This is a genomic window from Pseudoduganella ginsengisoli, from assembly GCF_009720865.1.
Classification (GTDB): domain Bacteria; phylum Pseudomonadota; class Gammaproteobacteria; order Burkholderiales; family Burkholderiaceae_D; genus Rugamonas; species Rugamonas ginsengisoli.
The window spans coordinates 1-21458 of the sequence record NZ_WNLA01000017.1; the positions used below are offsets into that span (position 1 = coordinate 1).

Here is a 21458-nt window from a genome sequence, read left to right on the forward strand (position 1 = left end):
TGCTGCAGCGCGTGCTGCAAATCGTCGTCGGATGGCATACGGCTGCCGCCGCCATGTTGCGCCGGCGGCGCGGGCGGAGCCGGGCGCGCCTGCGGCAAGCCGGTATAGCCGGTGGCGGGATGCAGCGTGTCCGGCGACGCATCCGGCGTCAGTTGCGGTGTTTCCGGGCCCGATGGGACCGGCTGCGTGCCGTCAGCAGCAGGGAGGGCCCCTGCCGGCGGCACCACTGTGACGGGCGCTGCTCCCGTGGCGGCGCCGGGTGCGGGCATGGGCACGGGCGGCAGGCTGGCGCCAGGGCCGGGGGACGTCAGCGCGTACCAGTACACGCCGGCCAGCGTGCCGGCCACCAGCGCCAGCGCGCCGCCCAGCACGGCAAGGCGCACACGGGCCGGGTCGCGGCGCGGCTGGTCTTGTTCCGCAGCTGCCTGGGCGGCTGCACGGGCGCGGGCAGCCGTGCCCCGTGCGGCGCCCTGGGTGTTGCCGTGCGCTGCGCCGCGTGTGCTGGCCTGGGCCGCCCCTTGACCGCTGCCGTCTGCAGTGTCTGCCGCCAACGGAGGCTGCAGCGGCGTTCCTGCATGGTTTCCGCCGGTCTCCGCCGCCGTCGCAGTATGCACGCCCTTACGGGCCGGGCTGCGCGTAAATTGGCCGCTGGCGGCGCGCTTAGCGGTCTGCGCGGGGGCCGGCGGCATGGCGTCGGCGCTGGCATAAGCGTCCAGCACGGCGCGATAAGGTTCCGCTATGGCTGGCGTGTCCAGCGCCAGCGCAGCTGTTTCCAGTGCGGGCAGGGGCGCAATCGGTTCCGTGGCCAGCGCGGCGGCGGTCTCGCGCGCCATCAGCATTTCCGCGACAAATGGCTCCACGGGCGGCGGCGCAACGTCTTCCAGCGCCAGTTCGCGCAATGGCGGCGGCTGCACCGAGAATGGCAAGTCCACGCCAGGCGCGCTGGTACTGCCAGTCCCCTCGAGCGCTTGACCTGCTGCGGGGGACGGCTGCGCGCCATGGCGGCGCGACTGCGGCGGTGTCGGATCGTGCGGCGCCGGAATGGCAGGTTCCAGCGCCGGGACCTGTTCGCTGACGCTGCCGGCAGGCTGCTGCAGCTCTTCCAGCGGCTCCAGGGAAAGCGCGAGCAAATCCGGCGCCGGCGGCACGCGGCCGGACAGCACGTCATCCGGCGTCAGCGCCACCACGCGGTCAAACGATTCATCGGAGAGTTCCAGGCCGTCGTCTTCGGGCAGCGGATCGAGTTTGTTGCGTTCGGCTTTTTTGAGCGCCTGCATCAGCAAACTCATAGCCCCCTCCTTGCCACTTCCCCGTACGGCGCTTCAGGACCGGCGGCAGTTTCCGGCAACAGGTAGCGGAAGTCGCGGTAGTCGCCATTCATGCTGGCATCCTTGACCACCACCGGCCGCATGAAGATCACCAGTTCGGTTTTGACGGCGTTTTCATTCCGGTACGAGAACAGGTTGCCGACAACCGGCAGGGAACTGAGCAGCGGCACCCCATCCTTGTTGTTGTCGACGGAATCCTGCATCAAGCCGCCCATGACGGCGATCTGGCCGCTGTTGACCTTCATGACGGATTCCAGTTCGCGCGCCTGGATGACGGGGACGCGCGACACGACATTGCCTGCGGCCAGCGCGGGATTCGGGTCTTGCACGTAGCCGACAATGCGGGTAATGGTAGGGCGGACGTTGAGCGTGACTTCATCGCTGTCGGCAATTTGCGGCGTGACGCTCATGACAAAGCCCACCGGCACGGTTTGCAGGCTGGATTCATACGTGGCCGGGGCCGTGACGGTCCCGGTGGCATTGAGGACGGCAGGCGTGACCTTGATCGTGAAAAAGACATTGTTATCGACGACTTTCAGCATGGCGGTCTGGTTATTCAAGACGCTGATCTTCGGGCTGGACAGCACTTTCACTTTGCCGAACGATTCCAGCAATTGAATGGTGGCGGTCAGGTTGCCCGGATTGACGTAATTTAAGAGGAACATGCCGGGCGACGTGTTGGGCAATACGCCGGACGGCAATGGTTCGGTGCCGAGCTTGCCCTGCGTGACATTGAGCCGGCTGCCCAGGCGCGACCAGTTGATGCCTTGCTGGTACTGGTCGCCCAGCCGCACTTCAATGATGGTGGCTTCAATCAGCACTTGCCGCTTTACGCTGGCCAGCACCAGGTCAAGGAATTCCTGGATTTTTTCATGCTGGCGCGCCGTGGCCCGCACGGCAATCAGGCCGCCTTCCGCATTGACGACGATCGACGGGTCATAGCGGTTGCGGCTGCGGCTGGTGGTCAGCGGCTGGACTGGCAGCGCTGCATCCTGCAGCATCGGCGGCCCAGCCATGGGCAGGGCGGCGCCGCCGGGTAGCGGCGGCTGCTGGCCGGATGGCTGGCTTAACCCTTGGCCAACCGGCTGCGGCTGGTTCAGTGCCGCCAGTGGATCTTGCGGCGTGTCTTGCAACGTCGACGCGCGCAGCATATCGCGGATGTTTTTCTCGATGCTGTACCAAAAGTTGTTGTCCGAGCGGTTCGATACCGATGTGGTGGAATTGTTGTTGCCGTTGCCGCTACCCGGCCCTTGTAGCTGAGTACCGCCGGGCTGCGCAATGGCGGCCGCCACGGGATTGCTGCTGTTGGCATTGGCGCCGCCGCCCGTGGTGGAAATTTGTGTGGCGATATTCACGCTGCTGCTGGTGCTGCGCGCGATATTCACGTAATCGATCTTGTAGTTGCGCCACTCGGGCGCGTCGGGCTGCACGATCAGCGTGTTGCCGGCAATTTCATAGCGCATGTCCACCTGGCGGGCAATGCGGTGCAACAGCTGGGGCAAGGTCTGGTCCAGCGCATTGAGCGTCACGGTGCCTTCAATGCCGGGGTGGATATCGACGTTGAGCCCCGCGTCGCGCGCCAGAGCAAACAGCAGCGATTGCACACCGACCTTATGCACGGTGACGCTGTACGTTTCCACTTTGGGAGTGGGCCGGGGCGGCGGCAATTGCGCGCTCTGGCGCACTGGCTCGGGAATGGCGCCGGCAACCGGCGCTTCAGCGCCGACATGGGCGGACGACAGGGGAAATTGTGGTGCAGCGCAACCGGATAGCAGTGCGCATGCCACGGGTATCAAGGGTGCGGCAAATTGTATCTTCATGGCGGCGCCCCAGCTGGCAAGCTCAAGAAATGTTGTGATTATGAAATTATTCGCACATCATCTATTAAAAATGGCAACTGTGGCGCACGATTTCTTTTTGACATTGTTTTATCGCAACCTTGCGTGATGGATTTGCTGTTGCCAAGCGAGCGGAGCCGTTGCAATCAGCTAACGCGCAGCGGCGTGCGGCGGGTGTTATGGCGTTTTTTGGAAAGGCCGGTGAATTGCAGGCTGGAGACCAGGCTGCCATACAGCATGCGCAGTGCGGACGGACGATAGCGTTCAAATGTGGTGCGCAGCGCGGCGACATCGGCGCCCCGCGGCGTTTCCGCGTCCGGCCCGATCCAGTAGCGGCCATCGGCGCCGTGCGGCTCCCAGACCACGTAGGGTAGTGAACGGAACTTGAATTCAATTTTGAAGTCGCGTTCCAGGCGCCGGAGGCGGACATCGGTGACGCCCTCGGTCGTCGCCAGCAACCGTGTGATGGCGTGCATGGTGATGTAAGGATGTTCGATTTCAAACGCGAGGATGTGCGCGCAGTCGGAATTCAAAATAGGAAATGTGTTCATCGGCAATCCCTTTCGATGGTGAGCAACGAGGAACATCGAACGTGAACTGCAGTGGTTCACGAGTTGGGATAGCGTAGCGGAATTCGCTATGGCAGAGCGCGCGGCTGAGCACGTGTGGCGCGCGCAACAGCGGCGCGAATGGCGCCGATGTTGCGGATTTTCGGCGCATAGGTCCAGCGGCCTTTCAGTTTGCCCATGGCGTTGCGCGCCTGCTGTTCGCTGCTGAAACTGCCATACGCGATGCCGATGCGCTGTTCGCCATGGTTCAGCGTGGGATAGGCGTGCACGTCGCCCAGGCCCAGCGTGCTGCGCACTTCATGGAGGAAGGCTTCCGCGCGGGCGTGCTGGCTGGCGGGGAAATCTTCGATCTTGACGCTGAAATGGCTGTCGGGCTCATCGCGCAGCCACGATTGGCCGGCTTTTAGGGTTTGTTGCAGCAGGCTGGCCTGGCTGGTGGACAGGCCGGCCGCGTAGGCGGCTGCCGCATCGCCGGAACCGGCAGGCTTGGCCAGGGAGGTGGATGCTGAAGCTGCTGCCTGCACTGGCGGCGCTGGCGGGGCCTTGGCTGCTGCGGACGTAGTGATTTGCGCCATGGCCGGGGGAGGGGCCGCGGCTGCCTGCTGGACAGCCTTCGCGCCGGCGCCGCCAGGATTTCCCGCAGCGGTTAGTGTCTGAGATGGTTCTGCAGCCGTGCTGCCGCTTTTCACCGCAGCCGCCATGGGCTGGGCGGGCTCAGTGGCTGTTGCCGAAACAGGATGGGCCGTTCCTGCAGCGCTGCCTGTGGCCGCTGCCAAATGTTCCGGCCCTGCGGCGGATGTTGATGGCGCTGCGCCATCTCCGGCATCGGCTGCAACCTTGGCTGCCGCAACGGCCATCGGCGCCGCAGTCTTGATGACGCCGGCGTACATCGGGGTTGCCGCCACGGCCGGGCGCTGCATGTGCTGTTTCCACATCACGGCGGCGCCGATGCCCACGGCTGCCATGGCCAGCGCCGTTCCTGCCAACACGGGCTGCAATTTGCCGCGCGGCTTCAGGGCTGGCAGCCGTCCGCGAATGGCGGCCTGCACGTGGCGCTTAGCGGCCGACACGGCGCCCTCGCTGGCCGCTGCCGCCAGCGTGTGGTGGGCAAGATGCATCACCATCCGCACATCGCCTTTCGCGTGCGACGCCAGCATGCGCGCCGCATCCGGCGCAAACATGTCGAGCCCTTCATAGCCCGCGGCGCGCAAGCGGTGCGCCAGCAGCGCCGGCACATCGTCCGCCGATAAATGTGGCATGACAAAGCTCAGCGTGATGCGCTCGCGGAACTGGCGCATGGCGCTTTGCCGCAAGCTGTTGTTCAGCGCGTGCTGGCCCAGCAGCACGATTTGCATCAGCTTGCCCTGCGCATCATCGAGATTGGTCAGCAGGCGGATTTCTTCCAGCGCATCGGGCGGCAGCAAGTCCGCATGGTCAGCCATCAGCACGGCATGGCGGCCGCCTGCGCGCATGGCCTGCAAGTGGCTTTGCAAGTTACGCAGCACTTCATCGCTGCGTTTGCCGTCCGGATTCAGGCCCAGCGCCAGCGCAGTGGCGTGAATGACGCCCAATGGTCCGACGCTGTCCGGCTGCATATGGATGATGACGGCCTGTCCCGCCAACTCGCTGGACAGCGCGTGGCACAGCATGGTCATGCCGCTGCCCGGCTCGCCGGTGATTTTCACGATGCCATCGCCGTGCGTGACGGCATAGGCCAGCGCACCCAGCAATTCACGGCGCGCGGCTTCCGCATAAAACAGGGCCGCGTCGGGCACAGCGTCAAATGGCGCACGCTGCAGGCGGAAATGGCTGAGGTAGTCTGGCTGGTCCATGGTTATTGCACGCATGTCATAAACGCGTCTTCCAATGTCGCGGCGCCGAAGCGGGTCCTGCATTCATCCGGCGTGCCGACAAATTGCAATTGGCCGCCGTGCAAGATGGCGAGCCGGTCGCACAGCGCATCCACATCGGCCAGCGCATGGGACGTCAGCAAGACCGTGCGGCCCCGTTCGCGCATGTCTTGCAGCAGCCGCTTGAACAGCACGTGCGCCTTCGGGTCCAGACCGCTGCACGGTTCATCGAGGATGGCAAGTTGCTTATCGGAAATTAATGCGGCGGCCAGTCCCAGTTTTTGCGTCATGCCTTTCGAATAGCCGCGCACCCGGCGCGCCAGCGCAGCGTGTTCCAGGTCCAGCGCGGCCACAATGGCTGCCGCCCGTTGCGCGTCGTAGCGCTGGCCTTGCAGTTGCAGCACATAGGCGAGGAATTCCGCGCCGGTCAGGAATGGCGGCGGTTCAAATCGTTCAGGCAGGAAGGCCAGCGGCGCGCGGGCGCGGCTGTTGCGGCTGTCAATGCCAAACAAAGTAATGTCGCCGCTGTCGGCCGCACAAAAATCCAGCAGGCAGCGCAGCAACGTGGTTTTGCCGGCGCCATTGACGCCCACCAGCCCAAACAGCTCGCCAGGCTGCACGTCCAGCGACACGCCGCGCAGCACTTCGCTGCCGCCGTGGCGCTTGGCGACATGGTTAAAACGGATGGCAGGTGGCAGGACGGTAGACAAGGTGAATACACAAGGCGGCAACAATGGCCATCACTGTAGCAAATATCGGACTGCCAGGGCCAGTCCGGGTAACTTTATTCGAAGAAATGATGCCTTCTGGCATACAATGGCCGCGTTGAATTGTGTAGAAATGATGGAGACTTTATGGCCAGGCCGGAGAAGGTCCGATTAGGCGAAATCCTCGTGCAGCAAAAGCTGCTGACGGAAGAGCAACTGGGGCAGGCGCTGGCCGAGCAAAAGCGTAGTGGCCGCAAGCTGGGCCGGGTGTTCATCGACAGCGGCTTCGTGACGGAAGAACAGATTTCCGGCGCGCTGGCGCGGCAGTTGAACATCCCGTACATCAACCTCAAGTTCTACAACATCAATCCCGAACTGGTACGGCTATTGCCGGAAACGCAGGCGCGCCGCTTCCGGGCCATCGTGCTGGAAGACCGGCGCGGCTCGTACCTGGTGGGCATTTCCGACCCGACCGACCTGTTTGCGTACGATGAAATCGCCCGGCTGGTCAAACAAAACATCGAGCTGGCCGTTGTCAATGAAACGGAAGTGCTGGGCGTTATTGACCGCACGTACCGCCGCACGGAAGACATTTCCGACCTGGCGCGCGAGCTGGAACAGGATTTGGGCGACGTGTCGGTCGACTTCGGTGCGCTGGCGGCCAATCCGGGCCTGGAAGAAGCGCCCATCGTCAAGCTGCTGCAATCGGTGTTTGACGACGCGACGCAGGTGCGCGCATCGGACATCCACATCGAGCCGCAGGAAACCCGGCTGCAAATCCGCTTCCGTATTGACGGCGTGCTGCACCTGCAAACGGAAGCCGACATCAAGATTGCGCCTGCACTGGCGCTGCGCTTAAAACTGATGTCGGACCTCGATATCTCAGAAAAGCGCTTGCCGCAGGACGGCCGCTTTGTCGTGCGCGTGAAAAACCAGCGCATCGACGTCCGTATTTCCACCATGCCGACGCAATATGGCGAATCGGTGGTCATGCGTTTGCTGAACCAGTCCAATACGAACTTGAAGCTGGACGCGATCGGCATGCCGCGCGGCCTGGTGGAACGCTTCCGCGCCATCGTGCAGCGTCCGAATGGCCTGGTGCTGGTGACGGGGCCGACCGGTTCCGGCAAGACCACGACCTTGTATAGCGCGCTGGCTGAATTGAACTCCGTGGAAAAGAAACTCATCACGGTGGAAGACCCGGTTGAATACCGGCTGCCCGGCATCAACCAGGTGCAGGTCAACGACAAGATCGATTTGAATTTTGCCCGCGTGCTGCGCGCCGCGCTGCGGCAAGACCCGGACATCGTGCTGGTGGGCGAGATGCGCGACCAGGAAACCGCGCAAATCGGCTTGCGCGCCGCCATGACGGGCCACTTGGTGCTGTCGACCCTGCACACCAACGATGCGGCCAGCACGCCGCTGCGCCTGATGGACATGGGCGTGCCGCGCTACATGGTGGGCAGCGCGCTGCAAGCCGTGCTGGCGCAGCGTCTGGTGCGCGTGATTTGCGAGAGCTGCACCACGCCGTACACGCCGACGCCGACCGAAAGCGAGTGGCTGAAACTGGAGCTGAAAGACAAGGTCAATATGGCGCGCTACTTCCATGGCAAGGGCTGTTCGCATTGCAATGGCATGGGGTACCGGGGCCGTACCGGTGTGTATGAATTGCTGGAAGTGACGCAGGCGGTGGTCGATGCGTCCAACGATCCGGATCCGAACCATTTCCTGAAGGTCGCGCACGCGACGATGCGGGGGGAAACCTTGCGCCGCCATGCCGTGCACCTGGTGATCCAGGGCCGCACGACGATTGCCGAAGCAATGCGCATCAGTAACCAGATCGAGGAATAACGCGGTGCCGTTTTATGCCTATAAAGGCCGCAACAGCGGCGGGGAATTGATGCAGGGCGTGCTGGAAGCGGCCGATGAGAATGCGGTGGCGAACCAGTTGATGGGGACTGGGGTGACGCCGGTGTCGATTACCGTGACACGTGCCACAAAAGTGGCGGGCCAAGGCGACAGCGAGGGCTGGATTGCCAAACTGACGGAAAAAAAACCAACGTCAATCGACGTGCAGTTGTTCAGCCGGCAATTGTATACGTTGCTTAAGTCCGGTGTGCCCATCATGAAAGGGCTGGCGGGTTTGCAGGAATCGGCGATTAACAAAGCATTTGGCCGCGTGATTGCGGACTTACGCGAATCGCTGGACGCGGGCCGTGAATTGTCCGCCGCGATGACGAAGCATCCTGCCGTGTTTGATAACTTTTATTTGTCAATGGTGCGCGTGGGAGAAATGACGGGCCGCCTTGATGAAGTGATGTTGCGCCTGTTTGATCATTTGGAGTTTGAGCGCGAAATGAAAAACCGGGTAAAGAGCGCCACCCGTTATCCGACATTTGTCATTATCGCCATGGTACTGGCAATGATTGTCGTCAATGTATTTGTGATTCCGCAATTCGTTAAGGTGTTTGAGAGCTTTAAGGCGGAATTACCGCTGATGACGCGGATTCTGATCGCCAGCTCACGTTTTACCATCGATTACTGGTATATGTTGACGGCCGCCGCCTTGGGGGGATTCTTTGGCTTTAAGGCGTGGACAAAAACACCGGATGGTTTGCTGAAATGGGACCGCTATAAGCTGAAATTTCCCATCGCAGGCAAGATCATTCATAAGGCCACGATGGCGCGCTTTGCCCGCAGTTTCGCGTTGTCCAGCCGTAGCGGCGTTCCGATCGTCCATGCGCTGACAGTGGTGTCACAGACTGTCGATAACGCGCATTTGAGCAAACGAATCGAAGTCATGCGTGACAACGTGGAGCGGGGAGACAGCATTTTGCGCACGTCGGTGGCAGCCGGGATTTTCACCCCCATCGTGTTGCAAATGATCGCAGTGGGCGAAGAATCCGGTTCTCTGGACGATTTGATGGATGAGATCGCCGCTATGTATGAGCGCGAAGTAGATTACGAGTTGAAGACTTTGTCGGCGCAAATTGAGCCGATCATGATTACATTCCTCGGCGCGATGGTGCTGGTGCTAGCGCTTGGCATTTTCCTTCCGATCTGGAATCTGGGTAAAGCGGCCATGCATTGATGAATCCATGTAAAACGGGTGTGGTTCACCTGCAACATCGGCGCCAGACAGGAATTACCCTGCTGGAAGTGGTGATTGTGATCATTATTTTCTGCGTATTGTTGGGCTCGGTACTGGAAAGTATTTATTACTATCAAGGTAAAGCGGAAGAGGCTGCAGTGCAGCGGCTCGTCGCCAACATGCGAATTGCCTTAAACAGCAGGCAGTATGAGGCGATTGTGGCTGGACGCAAGTTTGATGCAAAAGCACTGACGAAAGAAAATCCGCTGACATTGTTGCAAACCCTGCCAGAGAATTATCGGGGGGAAATTACCAATTCCGCAAGCGCGGATCTTGCCCCTGGTTGCTGGTACTTTGACGTTTCGGAACATAAACTTGTATATATGTTCAGCAGTAAAAAAAGTTTTCTAGGAGACTCATTTGAGCGCTGGATTTTCAAGGTAGAATTCAACCGCTTGCCCACGAACAACGCCAAGCAGGTTGACCCGTCCCAGGCTGAGCCGGGCGTCACCTTGGTCCAAGTTGACTCAGGATAAATGTTTCTTGATACTTGCATCCTGCTCGTCACATACCCCTTTCTGACACCTCGGAGAATTTAACAATGCAAATGAAACAAACGGGTTCGCTGCGTCGTAGTGCCCAAACCGGCTTTACCTTGATTGAATTGATCGTTGTGATCGTGATTTTGGGTATTCTGGCTGCGACGGCATTGCCGAAGTTTGCAGATTTGGGCGGCGACGCACGTTACTCAAAAGTAAAAGGCGTGCGCGGTGCAGTGCTGAGCGCTGCATCGATGGCCCACGCGAAATGGCTGGTTGATGGAACTGCGGGCGGGACAGCTGTTACGCTTGATGGCAATTCGATCGCCATGTCTACCGCTGGCTATCCTAAAGCAACCAACGCGGGCATTGTGGTGGCGGCAAGCCTTGGTAGCACGGGCGGCGATTTCGTGATTGCGCATGATGCTACCGATGGCACCACCACCATCTCGACCGACTCCACGCACTCGAGCTGCAGTTTTGTTTATACGGAATCGACCGGTTCTGTGTCTGATCTGCCCCTTGCGTCGAGCTGCAAATAATAATCACTTCCAGCCCGGTTCCATCCGGGCTTTTTCCTAGCATGGCTCTTTCGCCCCGGTCGCACACAGCGTCACCACACGCTTTCTTTCCACATACCCCGATTTGACTGCAGCCGCATTGTCCGGGCAGTGGTTTGCATTGCATCCGGTGGCGGAAATCGTATAAATATTGATGGTTCGCGGAGTCACCCCGTCGGATTTGACGCCTTCTTCCAATTGCTGAACGGAACACTCCACTGTCACGGCAAATCCGCCGCTGAGCGTCTTTATGTCTGTCAAGTCCGTGCTGCCCGCGCACGACTCGAATTGCAGGGCCTGGTATAACCCCCATTCCGTTCCTGCGCGTGCCGCCTGCAACGCGTAAGCTTGCATCGCATCTTCCGCCGCCGTGATCTGCTGGGTGTTCGACAGCCGGCTGACGGTAATGCCCATGGTGGCCAGCGCCACCAGCAAAATCACAGCGGCAATGTAGGCAAATCCGGCGGAGGGCCGGCGTCTAAGCTTCATGGCGTATTGTCCGTATGGGTGCCGACAAGAATTTGGACGGACTGGTTATTTTCCGTCAGCTTGACTTTTAGTTGCATGTAGCCGGTGTATAACGTTGGAGTGCCGGAATTCGGGTCGTATACAAACGTGCACTTTTCCACTTTGGTTGCAACGATAGGCGTGCTGCTGGTGGGGGTAGGGCACGACGTGTTTTGCGCAAATCCATATTTGCTGAATCGGTATAGCGTACCTTTGCCATCGCCGCTGGTATTAACGCCAGTGGCGCCCGAGCACACGTAGAACACCGCTTGCTGCGACGCGGGCACGATGGCGAAACGGGCATTGTCATAACCAGTATCGATTTTTAATGCGCCGATGGTCAGCCGGTATAAACCAAGCTTATTGGCAGCTGGCAATTCCTCAACATTGGTAATTGCTGAGCGCGATGTGCTGGCGGCGGCATAGACGTCGGTAGCAGTTTGATTGTTGATGACCACGTAGTCGCCCGCCACAGGTGCGGTGTTGGCCGGCGTCAGCGCCATCACGTCAAACACTGTCGTGTCCACGGCGGTGTTAACCCATTGAGTTTTATTTGCGGCATTGGCGGCGGCGTCCCAGGTCGTATTCGGCGCCGTGCGATAGCGCCCACCCATGGAGGCAGGCACCAGCTCGAAGCATTGGTCGTTAGGCACGTTGATGGAGTTGGCGACTGCGGAACGGATATCGCGCATCATGCCCCGCACAGCACCATCTGCAAGGTCGGTCAGGTTGGCGCGGCGCTTCACGTCAAGATAGCTTTGAATCGCGGGGCCGACATAAATGGTCACGGTACCGGCAATGATGCCAATGATGACGATCACGACAATTAATTCCACCAGCGTAAAGCCATAGGCGCGCCTCATATCGACACTCCTTTGGCATAGTTGGCGCGCCATCCCCTGAGGCTGAACACATTGCCGTTTTTTGCTGTGGTCACGGTAATTAGATACGCATCGCCCGCTGTGGCGATGCCTAATGCCGAGTCCGCAACGACTGTCACGCTAATTGTCATGCCTGACAATTCCGTTACTTCGTCACCCGTGACGAGGCAGATTTTTCCAGGGGCGTAATTGTTATAGTCGAGTACGTCATTAAAAGTGTCGCGAGCGCAGCCAGACGCCGCATTATTGGCAGTGGCGGCAAACGGCTGGCGCTGGATTTCGTCCATCATGCCCTCAGCCACGGCGCGCAACTGCTTTTGCAGGATAGGATCGGCACTGCCGACTACTGTCACGCGAAACACCTGCATCACGCCAGCCACGGCGATGCCGATGATCACAATGGCAATGATCAATTCCACCAGGGTCACACCGGCCTGGCGCTTATTCCACATAGCCTGTTGCTCCCTGGACGGCGATGGCCGTTTGTCCGGTGACGGTAATGCTTGCTGTTGTCGTTGTGCTGCCACTGCCATCGCTGGTGATTGTACCGCCGGGCTGGAAGTACAGCGCGCTGGCAGTGGCAGACATGGTGACGGCGCTGTCCGTGCTGCTGTAACTGCTGCTGCCATCCGGCAAAGAAAGTGCGGAAGCGCATACGCTGAGGTTGGGGCCGCTGGCTATCGCCAGAGTGACCGAATTGCTAGTCAGCGTGGTGCACACCAGCCGGCGGTGGCTGACTGCGGTCTTTTGCGCATAACGCAGGGCGCTGACCACTTCTGCGCGGAACGCGGGGCCGGCCATGTCGTTACCCATCAGGCGGGGGATCGCTATCGCAGAAATTATCCCCAGCACCACCATCACGGTGATTAACTCTACCATCGTGTAGCCGTTACTGCACCGCTTCAATTGAACACCTCGCGCACATGCACGACGCCTTTGGTTTCCTGCGACTGGATGCCGAAGTTGGCGCGCGCAGCCGGGTCATAGGTGTAGCCGCCGTCGCCACACCCGTGATACGACCGCAGCCCGCCCAGACTGGCCGCCGTGACGCCGGTCGCGGTCCCGGGGCATGAATCGCCCGAATTGCCACTGACGCTGGCGCCAAGTTTCGCCGTGACATAGCCCCATCCCTTGGCATTGCCACTATTACTGAGCGTCAGCGTGCCTTTTCCGGCCGTTAGCGTGAGATCGGCGCCCGGGCCGCTCAGCGTAGCCGTGCCGCCGCTGGGGAAGCCGATCGCGCTGGCCGGTATCTTGGTGGTGGAATCGTCGCCATTGATCACCCACACCGTGCCGTTCCAATATTCGGCCTGTACAGGCATTTTCACGGTTGACAGCGAACTGCCATAGGCATTGAACAGGCGCAGCCGGCCATATCGCACGGGGACGCTAGTCTCGTATGGCGGCGGCGTGCCGGTGGACGCCGACGTCGCTCCGGAGCCAGACTCCGCCGCGCGGATATAAATGGTTTGCGGGGCCAGCTTGGCGCCGTTGACGCCGCCGGTCACGGCAGGGAAGGTGAATGTCGGCGTGGCATCGGCGTAGCCGCCCGCCGCGCTGCCAAATGCAGACGCCAGTAGCGTCGTGTTGCTTAGCGTTCCGACTGTGCTTGCGACCGCAGTGCCCTGGTCGGTGACGGCGGACAGCGTGATGTCCTTGGCATAATCCTTTGTGTAATTTACGGTCGTGACGCCATTGGCATTCTTTGCAGTGACGCGGACCTTGAACGGTATGCCCGAATAGGCGAATTTGGTGCTGGTGGGCTCCAGCGTAGTGACCAGACGGGATGGGATGAAAGTGCCGAAACTGCCCGAGCAATTGCCGCCGGATGCAGTGTTGGTCGTGCCCGTAACGGCAAAGCTGGAACCCAGGTCCAGGTAATAGCTGGGAGTGGTGTACGTATTGCTGGTCAGCGTTGCGGTCGCATCCAACGTACCGACTTCACTGTATTGCAGGCCAGTGACAGTGCTGGCGCCGCTTGAAAACTGCGGCATACTCACCACACCCGCACTGAGGTTGCCACCGAACACGCCGGTGGTCGCGCCGCCGCATTTGGAGAAGGCCAACGATGCGCGATGGCCAGTTGCCCCAGTCCCAAATGATTCTTTGCCGAAGTTAGGCATGGTGGCGCCCAAGGCATTTACGGCCTTGACTGTTGCGTCAAAAGCGGCATCGGCCTTTAGTGGCGAAGTGCTGGTGGAGATGGTGAATTTCGCGGGCGCCGCAACAAATGCATCGCTCCCCGTCAGCGTCAGTCCGCCGCCCGAGTACTTGGCCAGCAAGGTGACCTTTCCCGCATCCGGATAAGTCAGAGAGAACGATGCCTGGCCGCTGCTGAACGCCAGGCTCAGCGAATTGGATGAACTGGTGCTGCCGTTGCAGGCCATTGTGACATTGCTAGACCCGTTGCTGATGACCGGACTTTGCGTACCGGTAGTGGGGTTCGAATAAGTGCAGCCGAACTCGATGGTGTAGCTGCCGTTGGCCAGCGCCGATGTGCAGGTCGTCGTGCTGCCTACCTGCTTGACCGCCTTGATGGTGGCGGTTTGCTGAATGGCCGCGACATGGTCCGGCGCCGCCAACTCCAGCGCCGCCGTGTCGTAGAAATAGCTGCAGCTGGCGGACGATCCATTCCAGCAGGTGGTGGATGACGACGTGCCCGGAGACAGGCCGGTCGTGCTGAAGGTGACGGTTTGTGATGACGTGACGGAGACACTCTTGGTGACGGAACTGGCGCCGGATGGAATCGTAAAACTGTCGGTTTGCTGGGTGCCGTTGGCCAAGGTGGTGACCAGTGTGCCGGTCATGCCGGTGGTGCTGGCGGTGCAGGTGCCGCTGCTGTCGGCGCCGCTGCAAGCGTTGATGGTGACGGTGGCGGGAATGCAGGTCACGCCGCTGCCGGAGTGGTCGAGGCGTACATGGTGGGCGCCGCAGGAAGCGACCACCAGGTCGCAGCTGCTGTCAGTACCATTCCAGCACGTGCCCGAGGTGGTGGTGGTTTTGCTGACGTTTTCGAAGGACAGCGACGCGGTTTGTGCTGTGGTGATGGCCGGCAGGCTGCCGCTGACAGAACTGCTGCCGGATGGGATGTTGAACGATAGCCTGGCCACTTCGGTGACGTCGTCTTCACCGTCCGCCACCAGCGTGCCGCTGATGCCTCCCGTATAGGCGGTACAGCTGCCGTTGCTGTCGGCCGAGGCGCATGCAGTGATGGTGACGGGTGTGGTGCCGCAGGTGCTGGTCGGTGTCGAGAAAGTCACCCGGACATGGTGCAGCGACACACTGCCGCCGGTGCAAATGATATTGCTCTTGGTGCCTGCTACCTGGCACGTGCCGTTGATGACGACATTTTTTGCGCCGGTCAGGTTGCCGCTGACAACCAGGTTGCCGTTGACTGTCGAGTCTTTGGAAAAACTGACGTTGCTGCTGGACGTGATATTGCCGTCGATGACTGCGTTTTTCGCAAACGAGACGGCGCCGCTGGCCGTGATATTCATATCGATATCGGTGTCTTTTTGCATCGACACGGCGTTATCCACCGCCAGGTTGAACGTGTACCCATGGTTCGCGGTGGTCAGGTTTTTCTGCGATGTAAAGCTGCCATTTTTCACCCACAGCGAAACGTTTGATGTCAGGCTGAGGATACTGTCCTTGTCGAGATTGACGGAGCCGCAGACATAGGTGCCGCTGCTGAGCGTGCAATTAAACGGCGACGATGTCAGGGCGGAGGGCAGCGAATACGTTGTGTAGCTGACGGAAGCGGCCTGGCTGGCCGATGCAGGCAACAAGCTGATGAGCGCGCACAACAGTAACGCCTGCAGGGTCGTCAACAGGCGGCAAGGGCCGGACCCGACCTGCAAAGATTGATTCATGGGTTAGATGGTACGGACTGGATGCATGCCATCAAATCATGCTGAGGAGGAATATGTCAAGTTGACAGGGGGAATCGTGCCCGCGCCGCCGCTGAAATCGCGGGTGCCATTAGTTTTTGTCTCGCTATGGATAAAAAACCCGGTGTTTTTCCCATTTGCTGGCGAATTTGCTCCTGAAAGGCACTGATTCTTGAATATAATCAAGCGGCTGCACGTCTTTCTGAACGTGCTGCGCTATCAATGAGACAAGGTGCATGGGTTTTTGGGGAAAAACTAAAAAGAAAGATGGCTGGCTGGCCATTGCGCTGTATGCCGATGGCGTGCTGGCCACGGTGGTGCAGCGCCGCCGCGACGCCAAGCCGGTCGTGTTGGCGGCGCTGTTCTACCCCGGCGAAAAACAGTTGGCCGGCCCCATTCTTGCCCGGGTGCACAAGGATATGCAAACGGACCAGTACCGCTGTTCCAGCCTCTTGGGCATGGGCGAATATCAGTTGCTGATGATCGAAGCGCCCAATGTTCCTGCTGACGAGTTGAAAACCGCTGTGAGCTGGCGCTTGAAGGACATGATTGACTTTCCCGTCGCGGAAGCCACGGTCGATGTCGTGCCGATCCCGCCGGCGCAGAACGCACCAGCCCACAACAAGCAAGTATTTGCCGTGGCTGCCCGCAATTCTGTCATCGAGCCTCACCAGAATTTGTTCACGGCCGGGAAAGTCAAATTGTCTGCCATTGACATCCCTGAAATGGCGCAACGTAACATCTCGGCCATGCTGGAACCGGAGGGCCGCGGTGTTGCCATGCTGTCGTTTGATCTGGATGGCGGCTTGCTGACCGTGTCGTTTGGTGGCGAACTGTATCTGGCGCGGCGCATGGACGTCACGCTGACCCAATTGCTGGGCGACGATGACGATAAAAAGCAGCAGTACTACGACCGCATTACGCTGGAATTACAGCGCTCGCTGGACCACTTCGAGCGGCAATTCCATTTTGTCGCCGTGTCCAAGCTGATTCTCGCGCCGACCGGCGGCAGTAATTTGTTCAGCTATTTAAAAAGCAATCTGTACTTGCCGGTGGAAATGCTGGATTTGGAAGCCGTCCTGGATCTTGATAAAGTGCCGGAATTGAAAGATCCGGCGCAGCAGGCACGCTATTTCATGACCCTGGGCGCGGCGTTGCGCGACGAGGAGCGCGCTTCGTGAGCCAGCAAATCAACCTGTACAACCCGCGCTTCCGCAAGAAGACCAATTATGTCACCCTGAATACGCTGGCGGCCCTGTCGGGTGTCACGCTGGCCGTGGCGCTGGCGTTCGGCTTGTCGGCCCAGCAGCGCGTTGCTGTGGCCCAGGCCGAGGCGGACAAGGTGCAGCGCCAAATGGCGGACGCGGAACGGCGCCAGAAAGAATCCGCCGGCAAAGCGCCCCGGCAAAAGGACCCGCAAGTGGCCGAACAATTGGCGCAGGCGGAGTCTGACAACCGCGCGCTGCAGGAAGTGTCCGGCATTCTTGAAAAGGGCGAACTGGGCAATACGCACGGCTATTCGGCTTACTTCAGCGCCTTTGCCCGGTCGCGGGTGCAAGGCTTATGGCTGACCGGCGTACAAATCGTCGGGGCGGGCAATGAAATCGGTTTGCAGGGGCGCACCTTGCAGGCGGCGTTATTGCCCGGGTACTTGAATGGCTTGGCGCATGAACCAGTATTGAAGGGCAAGTCGTTCGGTCAGCTGGAAATGAACCAGGCGGCCCAGCCGTCGCCGGCCGCCGCCGTGGCATCGGCCCCTGCGCCGTCTGCTCCGGCGTTTGTGGAATTCAGCTTGCAGGCGCACCAGGAAAGCAGCGCGGTAGTGAAAGCGGAGGCGCGATGAAGCAGCGCTGGAAACAATGGTCGGCGAAATTCGAAGCGATCAGCATGCGCGAGCGGCTGATGGTGAGCGCCGCGGTCTTGGCGGGGATGGTATTTATCATCAATACGCTGGTGATCGAGCCGGCGCTGAAGCGGGAAAAGATGTTGAAAGACACCACCGTGCAGCAGCGCAATGCCGTCGCCACGATCTATATGGATGTGGCGCAGCGCGAACTGGCCGCATCGAATGATCCTGACAAGGAAGCCAGGCAGCGCCTGGCCCAGCTGACGCAGGAGAATCAGCGCATGCGCGACGCGCTGCGTACGATGCAAAAAGGCTTGGTGGTGCCGGAGCGCATGGGCGCGCTGTTACAGCAATTGTTGGGCAACAGCCGGCTGAAACTGGTATCGCTGAAAACTTTGCCGCCGCGCGGCATGAGCGACGGGAAATTCGCCGAGCCTGAGCCGGTCCAGACCCAGGCACTTGCCGGACCTGCGGCTATGGCGCCCGCGCCGGTGTTGCCGCTGGCCCCGCCGGCCGGCCAGGCCGCCAAGCCCGCGGTACCGGCCGCCAAGCAGGAAGAATTGCTTTACCGGCATGGAGTGCAAATCGTGGTGGAGGGCAGCTACCTGGATATGGTGGCCTATATGCAGGCGCTGGAAGCCATGCCGGAACAGCTGTTCTGGGGTAAGGCCACCTTGAACGCCAAGCAATACCCGAAAGCCACGCTGTCGTTGACCTTATATACGCTGAGCCTGGACCAGAAATGGATAGCTTTGTAATGTGCGCATCGCGCTTGTTATTTGCGTTGGCGCTGCCGGTGGCGCTGATGGGCGGCGCCGCAGCCCAGTCGCTGGGCGACCCCACGCAGCCGCCCGCCGTGCTGGCTACGCCGGGCGCCGTGGCAGCGCCCGATCCGGCAGAGCCGGCAGCATTGCAATTGCAGTCGATCCTTGTGTCGCGGGAAGCGGGCGGGCGCCGCGTCGCTGTCATCAATGGCGAAGTGGTGCGCCCCGGCGCCAAAGTTGGCGATGCCGTGGTGGAGGCAGTGGGTGAAAACACGGTGGTGGTCCGGCGGGGGAAATCCAAGGAAACCCTGCGGCTGTTTCCAGCTGCAGCCGGCAAGACGGCGAGACAATAAATGATGCGAAACGATAAGAACATGCACAAACTGACGAAGGCTGCCTGTGTGCTGGGCGCCATGGTGGTGCTGGCAGGTTGCCAGACGCCTTCTTCGCGCGATACATACGATGCGATCGGCAAGGAAATGCGGGCGGCCACGTCCAAGGCGCCCGCCGCCGCAGCAGCTCCCGATGCCGTCGAAGCAGCGCTGCTGCCGCCATTGCCCGCACTGGCATCTCAATTGCCGAAAGCCCGTCCCGTGCTCGATGAGCGCTTCAATGTGTCGTTCAATAACGTCCCGGTTCAGCAATTCTTTAATTCCATCGTGGCGGGCACCCGCTACAACATGCTGATCCATCCCGAAGTGACGGGCAACATCACCGCGCACTTGAAGGATGTGACGTTGATGGAAGCGCTGGACGCTATCCGCGAATTGTATGGCTATGACTACAAGGTGGAAGGCACGCGCATTTATATCCGCCCGCTGACGATGCAGACGCGCATGTTCAAGGTCAATTACCTGACGGCGACCCGCAAGGGCACGTCGAACGTGCGCGTGTCGTCGACGTCGGTCGGCTCGGTGGGCCCGCAAACGTCGGGCGGCAGCGGCAATGGCGGCGGCAATAACAATAACCAGCAGCAGGGCGGCAATTTGCCGGGCCAGCCAGGCCAGTCGGGCCAGCAGGGCCTAGATGCCAGCAACGTCACCACGGCCATGGAATCGGACTTCTGGAAAGATTTAAAAGCCGCGCTGGAAGCCCTGGTGGGCGGCCAGGGCGAAGGGCGCAGCGTGGTGATTTCTCCGCAATCGGGCGTCATCGTTGTGCGCGCCATGCCGGACCAGCTGCGCTCGATCGACCAGTATCTGAAGGCCACTCGCTTGGCGGTGGAGCGCCAAGTCATCCTGGAAGCGAAAATCCTCGAAGTGCAGTTGAACACCGGCTACCAGACCGGCATCAACTGGGCTTCGTTCGCATCGTTCAAGACGGGCCATGACAACCGCGCCTCGTCCGGTTTCCTGGCGCCGGGCACGTCGCTGGCGCCGCTGCCGTTTGCCGGCGGGCAGCCGCCCACCATGACCAGTGGCGGCGCCGCCGGCATTTCCGCCAGCACGGGCTTTAATATCGCCAATGCCGCCACCAATGCGGGCTCGCTGTTCGGCCTGGCGTTCCAGACCAGTAATTTCGCCGCCATGATTTCGTTCCTGGAATCGCAAGGTTCGGTGCACGTGCTGTCCAGCCCCCGCATCACGGCCATCAACAACCAGAAAGCCGTGCTGAAGATCGGAACCGATGAATTTTATGTGACGGGCGTCTCCACCACGCAGAACAACACGGCGGCGGGCAATACCACCAGCCCGAACGTGACGCTGCAGCCCTTCTTTTCCGGCGTGGTGCTGGACGTGACGCCGCAAATCGATGACGAAGGCGGCATCATGCTGCACGTGCACCCATCCGTCAGCCAAGTTACGACGGTCAACAAGACAGTTAACCTGGGCAGCGCCGGTTCGCTGAACTTGCCGCTGGCCGCATCCTCCACGTCGGAAATGGACAGCATGGTGCGGGGCCAGGATGGCCAGATCGTTGCCATTGGCGGCTTGATGCGCCAGTCCACGACGGACGATGCTTCGCAAGTGCCGGGCGCGGATAAAGTGCCCGTGCTGGGCAACTTGTTCCGCAATACCGACCAGAAGACGCAAAAGCGCGAACTGGTGGTCTTGATCAAGCCGACCATCGTTGATGGTCCCGGCGCATGGAGCCAGGATACGGAAGATGCGGCGCGCCGCATTGAGCAGCTGGCTCCGGGGCGCAGCGGAGCACGCAATTAAGGATTGCCGCCATGTATGAATCCCATTTCGGCTTGCGTGAAGTGCCATTTTCCATCACGCCGGACACCAGCTACTTCTTCACCAGCCCCCATTCGCAAGAGGCGTTGAATACCTTGCTGGTGGCGGCCCGCACGGGTGAAGGCTTCATTAAGATCACCGGCGAAGTCGGCACTGGCAAGACGCTGCTGTGCCGTAAATTCCTGTCCACCTTGGGCGAGGAATTCGTTACCGCGTATATTCCCAATCCTTACCTGGAACCGCGCACCTTGATGCTGGCGCTGGCCGATGAACTGGAATTGACGCTGGCGCGCGACGTCGACCAGCACCAGATGCTGAAGTCGATCACGTTCCGCTTGCTGGAACTGGCGTCGCAGGGCAAGCAAGTCTTGCTGTGCCTGGACGAAGCGCAGGCCATCCCGATTGAAAGCCTGGAAGCGCTGCGCTTATTGACGAACCTGGAAACTGAAAAACGCAAGCTGCTGCAAATCGTCCTGTTTGGCCAGCCGGAATTGAATGCGCACCTGCAGAGCCCCGTCATCCGCCAGCTGGCGCAGCGCATTACGTTCCACTACCACCTCGGTGCATTGTCGCGCGACGACCTCGATTACTATCTGGCGCACCGTTTGCGGGTGGCCGGCTATTCGGGCGGGCGGCTGTTTTCCGCTGCCGCCGTGCGCAAGCTGTTTGCCGCCACGGGCGGCATTCCCCGTCTGGTCAACATCATGGCGCACAAGTCGCTGATGCTGGCCTATGGCGAAGGGCGCCAGCAAGTGGACAAGAAGCACGTGGAGGCCGCGGCGTCGGATACAGTGGGTGGCGCGCGGCAGCGCGTCATGCCGCCATGGCCATGGATTGCGGCGGCTGCCGCTGGATTGCTGGCGGCAGGCGGCGGCCTGGCGTGGGCCCTGACGAAATGAGCGGCGGCC

General features: G+C 60.6%; 19 protein-coding genes and 1 pseudogene. 10 read left to right on the forward strand and 10 right to left on the reverse strand.

The features are described 5' to 3' along the window. From GM668_RS21425 to GM668_RS21445, 5 genes and pseudogenes are all read right to left on the reverse strand, one after another. Positions 1 to 1289: pseudogene (locus GM668_RS21425) on the reverse strand (hypothetical protein); the annotation flags it as partial. Continuing rightward, entirely contained in the window at positions 1286 to 3148 is a 1863-nt protein-coding gene (locus tag GM668_RS21430) for a type II secretion system protein GspD (RefSeq protein ID WP_155440999.1), read from the reverse strand. The pseudogene GM668_RS21425 and the gene GM668_RS21430, both read right to left, overlap by 4 nt. 164 nt (positions 3149 to 3312) lie before the next feature. Beyond that, on the reverse strand, positions 3313 to 3717 hold the full coding sequence (locus GM668_RS21435; protein ID WP_155441000.1) for a hypothetical protein: 405 nt from the start codon (positions 3715 to 3717) through the stop codon (positions 3313 to 3315). Positions 3718 to 3803: 86 nt separating this feature from the next. Then, positions 3804 to 5567 (reverse strand): ExeA family protein, encoded by a 1764-nt coding sequence (locus GM668_RS21440; RefSeq protein WP_170305747.1) that lies wholly within the window; start codon positions 5565 to 5567, stop codon positions 3804 to 3806. A 2-nt stretch (positions 5568 to 5569) separates the two neighbouring features. Then, on the reverse strand, positions 5570 to 6295 hold the full coding sequence (locus GM668_RS21445; RefSeq protein ID WP_155441002.1) for an ABC transporter ATP-binding protein: 726 nt from the start codon (positions 6293 to 6295) through the stop codon (positions 5570 to 5572). 144 nt (positions 6296 to 6439) lie between these two features. Between GM668_RS21445 and GM668_RS21450 the strand changes: the two genes are divergently transcribed. The 4 genes from GM668_RS21450 to GM668_RS31615 all read left to right on the forward strand — a co-directional run bounded on the left by GM668_RS21450 (position 6440) and on the right by GM668_RS31615 (position 10464). Then, positions 6440 to 8143, forward strand: coding sequence for a GspE/PulE family protein (locus tag GM668_RS21450; protein ID WP_155441003.1), 1704 nt, complete (start codon positions 6440 to 6442; stop codon positions 8141 to 8143). Between the two features lie 4 nt (positions 8144 to 8147). After that, positions 8148 to 9383 carry a type II secretion system F family protein gene (locus GM668_RS21455; protein WP_170305761.1) on the forward strand — a complete coding sequence of 412 codons (1236 nt, stop codon included), beginning with the start codon at positions 8148 to 8150 and terminating at the stop codon, positions 9381 to 9383. Next, positions 9383 to 9919, forward strand: coding sequence for a prepilin-type N-terminal cleavage/methylation domain-containing protein (locus GM668_RS21460; RefSeq protein ID WP_155441005.1), 537 nt, complete (start codon positions 9383 to 9385; stop codon positions 9917 to 9919). The genes GM668_RS21455 and GM668_RS21460 overlap by 1 nt, the downstream gene beginning before the upstream one ends. A gap of 65 nt (positions 9920 to 9984) precedes the next feature. After that, positions 9985 to 10464 carry a type II secretion system protein gene (locus GM668_RS31615; protein WP_155441006.1) on the forward strand — a complete coding sequence of 160 codons (480 nt, stop codon included), beginning with the start codon at positions 9985 to 9987 and terminating at the stop codon, positions 10462 to 10464. A gap of 36 nt (positions 10465 to 10500) precedes the next feature. Here the strand turns inward: GM668_RS31615 and GM668_RS21470 are convergent, their stop codons facing one another. The 5 genes from GM668_RS21470 to GM668_RS21490 are packed head-to-tail and all read right to left on the reverse strand — an operon-like array spanning position 10501 to position 15742. Next, positions 10501 to 10971, reverse strand: coding sequence for an MSHA biogenesis protein MshP (locus tag GM668_RS21470; RefSeq protein ID WP_155441007.1), 471 nt, complete (start codon positions 10969 to 10971; stop codon positions 10501 to 10503). Then, positions 10968 to 11852, reverse strand: a complete 885-nt coding sequence (locus tag GM668_RS21475) for a prepilin-type N-terminal cleavage/methylation domain-containing protein (RefSeq protein ID WP_211923433.1) — start codon at positions 11850 to 11852, stop codon at positions 10968 to 10970. Before GM668_RS21475 ends, GM668_RS21470 begins: the two co-directional genes overlap by 4 nt. Next, entirely contained in the window at positions 11849 to 12322 is a 474-nt protein-coding gene (locus tag GM668_RS21480) for a prepilin-type N-terminal cleavage/methylation domain-containing protein (protein ID WP_170305748.1), read from the reverse strand. Before GM668_RS21480 ends, GM668_RS21475 begins: the two co-directional genes overlap by 4 nt. After that, positions 12312 to 12776, reverse strand: a complete 465-nt coding sequence (locus GM668_RS21485; RefSeq protein ID WP_155441010.1) for a pilus assembly FimT family protein — start codon at positions 12774 to 12776, stop codon at positions 12312 to 12314. Before GM668_RS21485 ends, GM668_RS21480 begins: the two co-directional genes overlap by 11 nt. Further along, complete coding sequence (locus GM668_RS21490) at positions 12773 to 15742, reverse strand: DUF6701 domain-containing protein (protein WP_155441011.1); 2970 nt, start codon at positions 15740 to 15742, stop codon at positions 12773 to 12775. Before GM668_RS21490 ends, GM668_RS21485 begins: the two co-directional genes overlap by 4 nt. A gap of 254 nt (positions 15743 to 15996) precedes the next feature. Here GM668_RS21490 and GM668_RS21495 point away from each other — a divergent pair, with 254 nt between their 5' ends. The 6 genes from GM668_RS21495 to GM668_RS21520 are packed head-to-tail and all read left to right on the forward strand — an operon-like array spanning position 15997 to position 21449. Then, positions 15997 to 16941, forward strand: a complete 945-nt coding sequence (locus GM668_RS21495; RefSeq protein ID WP_155441012.1) for a type IV pilus biogenesis protein PilM — start codon at positions 15997 to 15999, stop codon at positions 16939 to 16941. Then, on the forward strand, positions 16938 to 17603 hold the full coding sequence (locus GM668_RS21500; protein ID WP_170305750.1) for a PilN family protein: 666 nt from the start codon (positions 16938 to 16940) through the stop codon (positions 17601 to 17603). Before GM668_RS21495 ends, GM668_RS21500 begins: the two co-directional genes overlap by 4 nt. Next, positions 17600 to 18364 (forward strand): type II secretion system protein M, encoded by a 765-nt coding sequence (locus GM668_RS21505; RefSeq protein WP_155441013.1) that lies wholly within the window; start codon positions 17600 to 17602, stop codon positions 18362 to 18364. Before GM668_RS21500 ends, GM668_RS21505 begins: the two co-directional genes overlap by 4 nt. Beyond that, positions 18349 to 18723 (forward strand): MSHA biogenesis protein MshK, encoded by a 375-nt coding sequence (locus tag GM668_RS21510; protein WP_229499651.1) that lies wholly within the window; start codon positions 18349 to 18351, stop codon positions 18721 to 18723. Before GM668_RS21505 ends, GM668_RS21510 begins: the two co-directional genes overlap by 16 nt. A gap of 21 nt (positions 18724 to 18744) precedes the next feature. Next, complete coding sequence (gene mshL, locus GM668_RS21515) at positions 18745 to 20532, forward strand: pilus (MSHA type) biogenesis protein MshL (protein ID WP_229499653.1); 1788 nt, start codon at positions 18745 to 18747, stop codon at positions 20530 to 20532. Between the two features lie 11 nt (positions 20533 to 20543). Further along, positions 20544 to 21449 (forward strand): ExeA family protein, encoded by a 906-nt coding sequence (locus GM668_RS21520; protein WP_155441015.1) that lies wholly within the window; start codon positions 20544 to 20546, stop codon positions 21447 to 21449. Positions 21450 to 21458 lie beyond the last annotated feature (9 nt).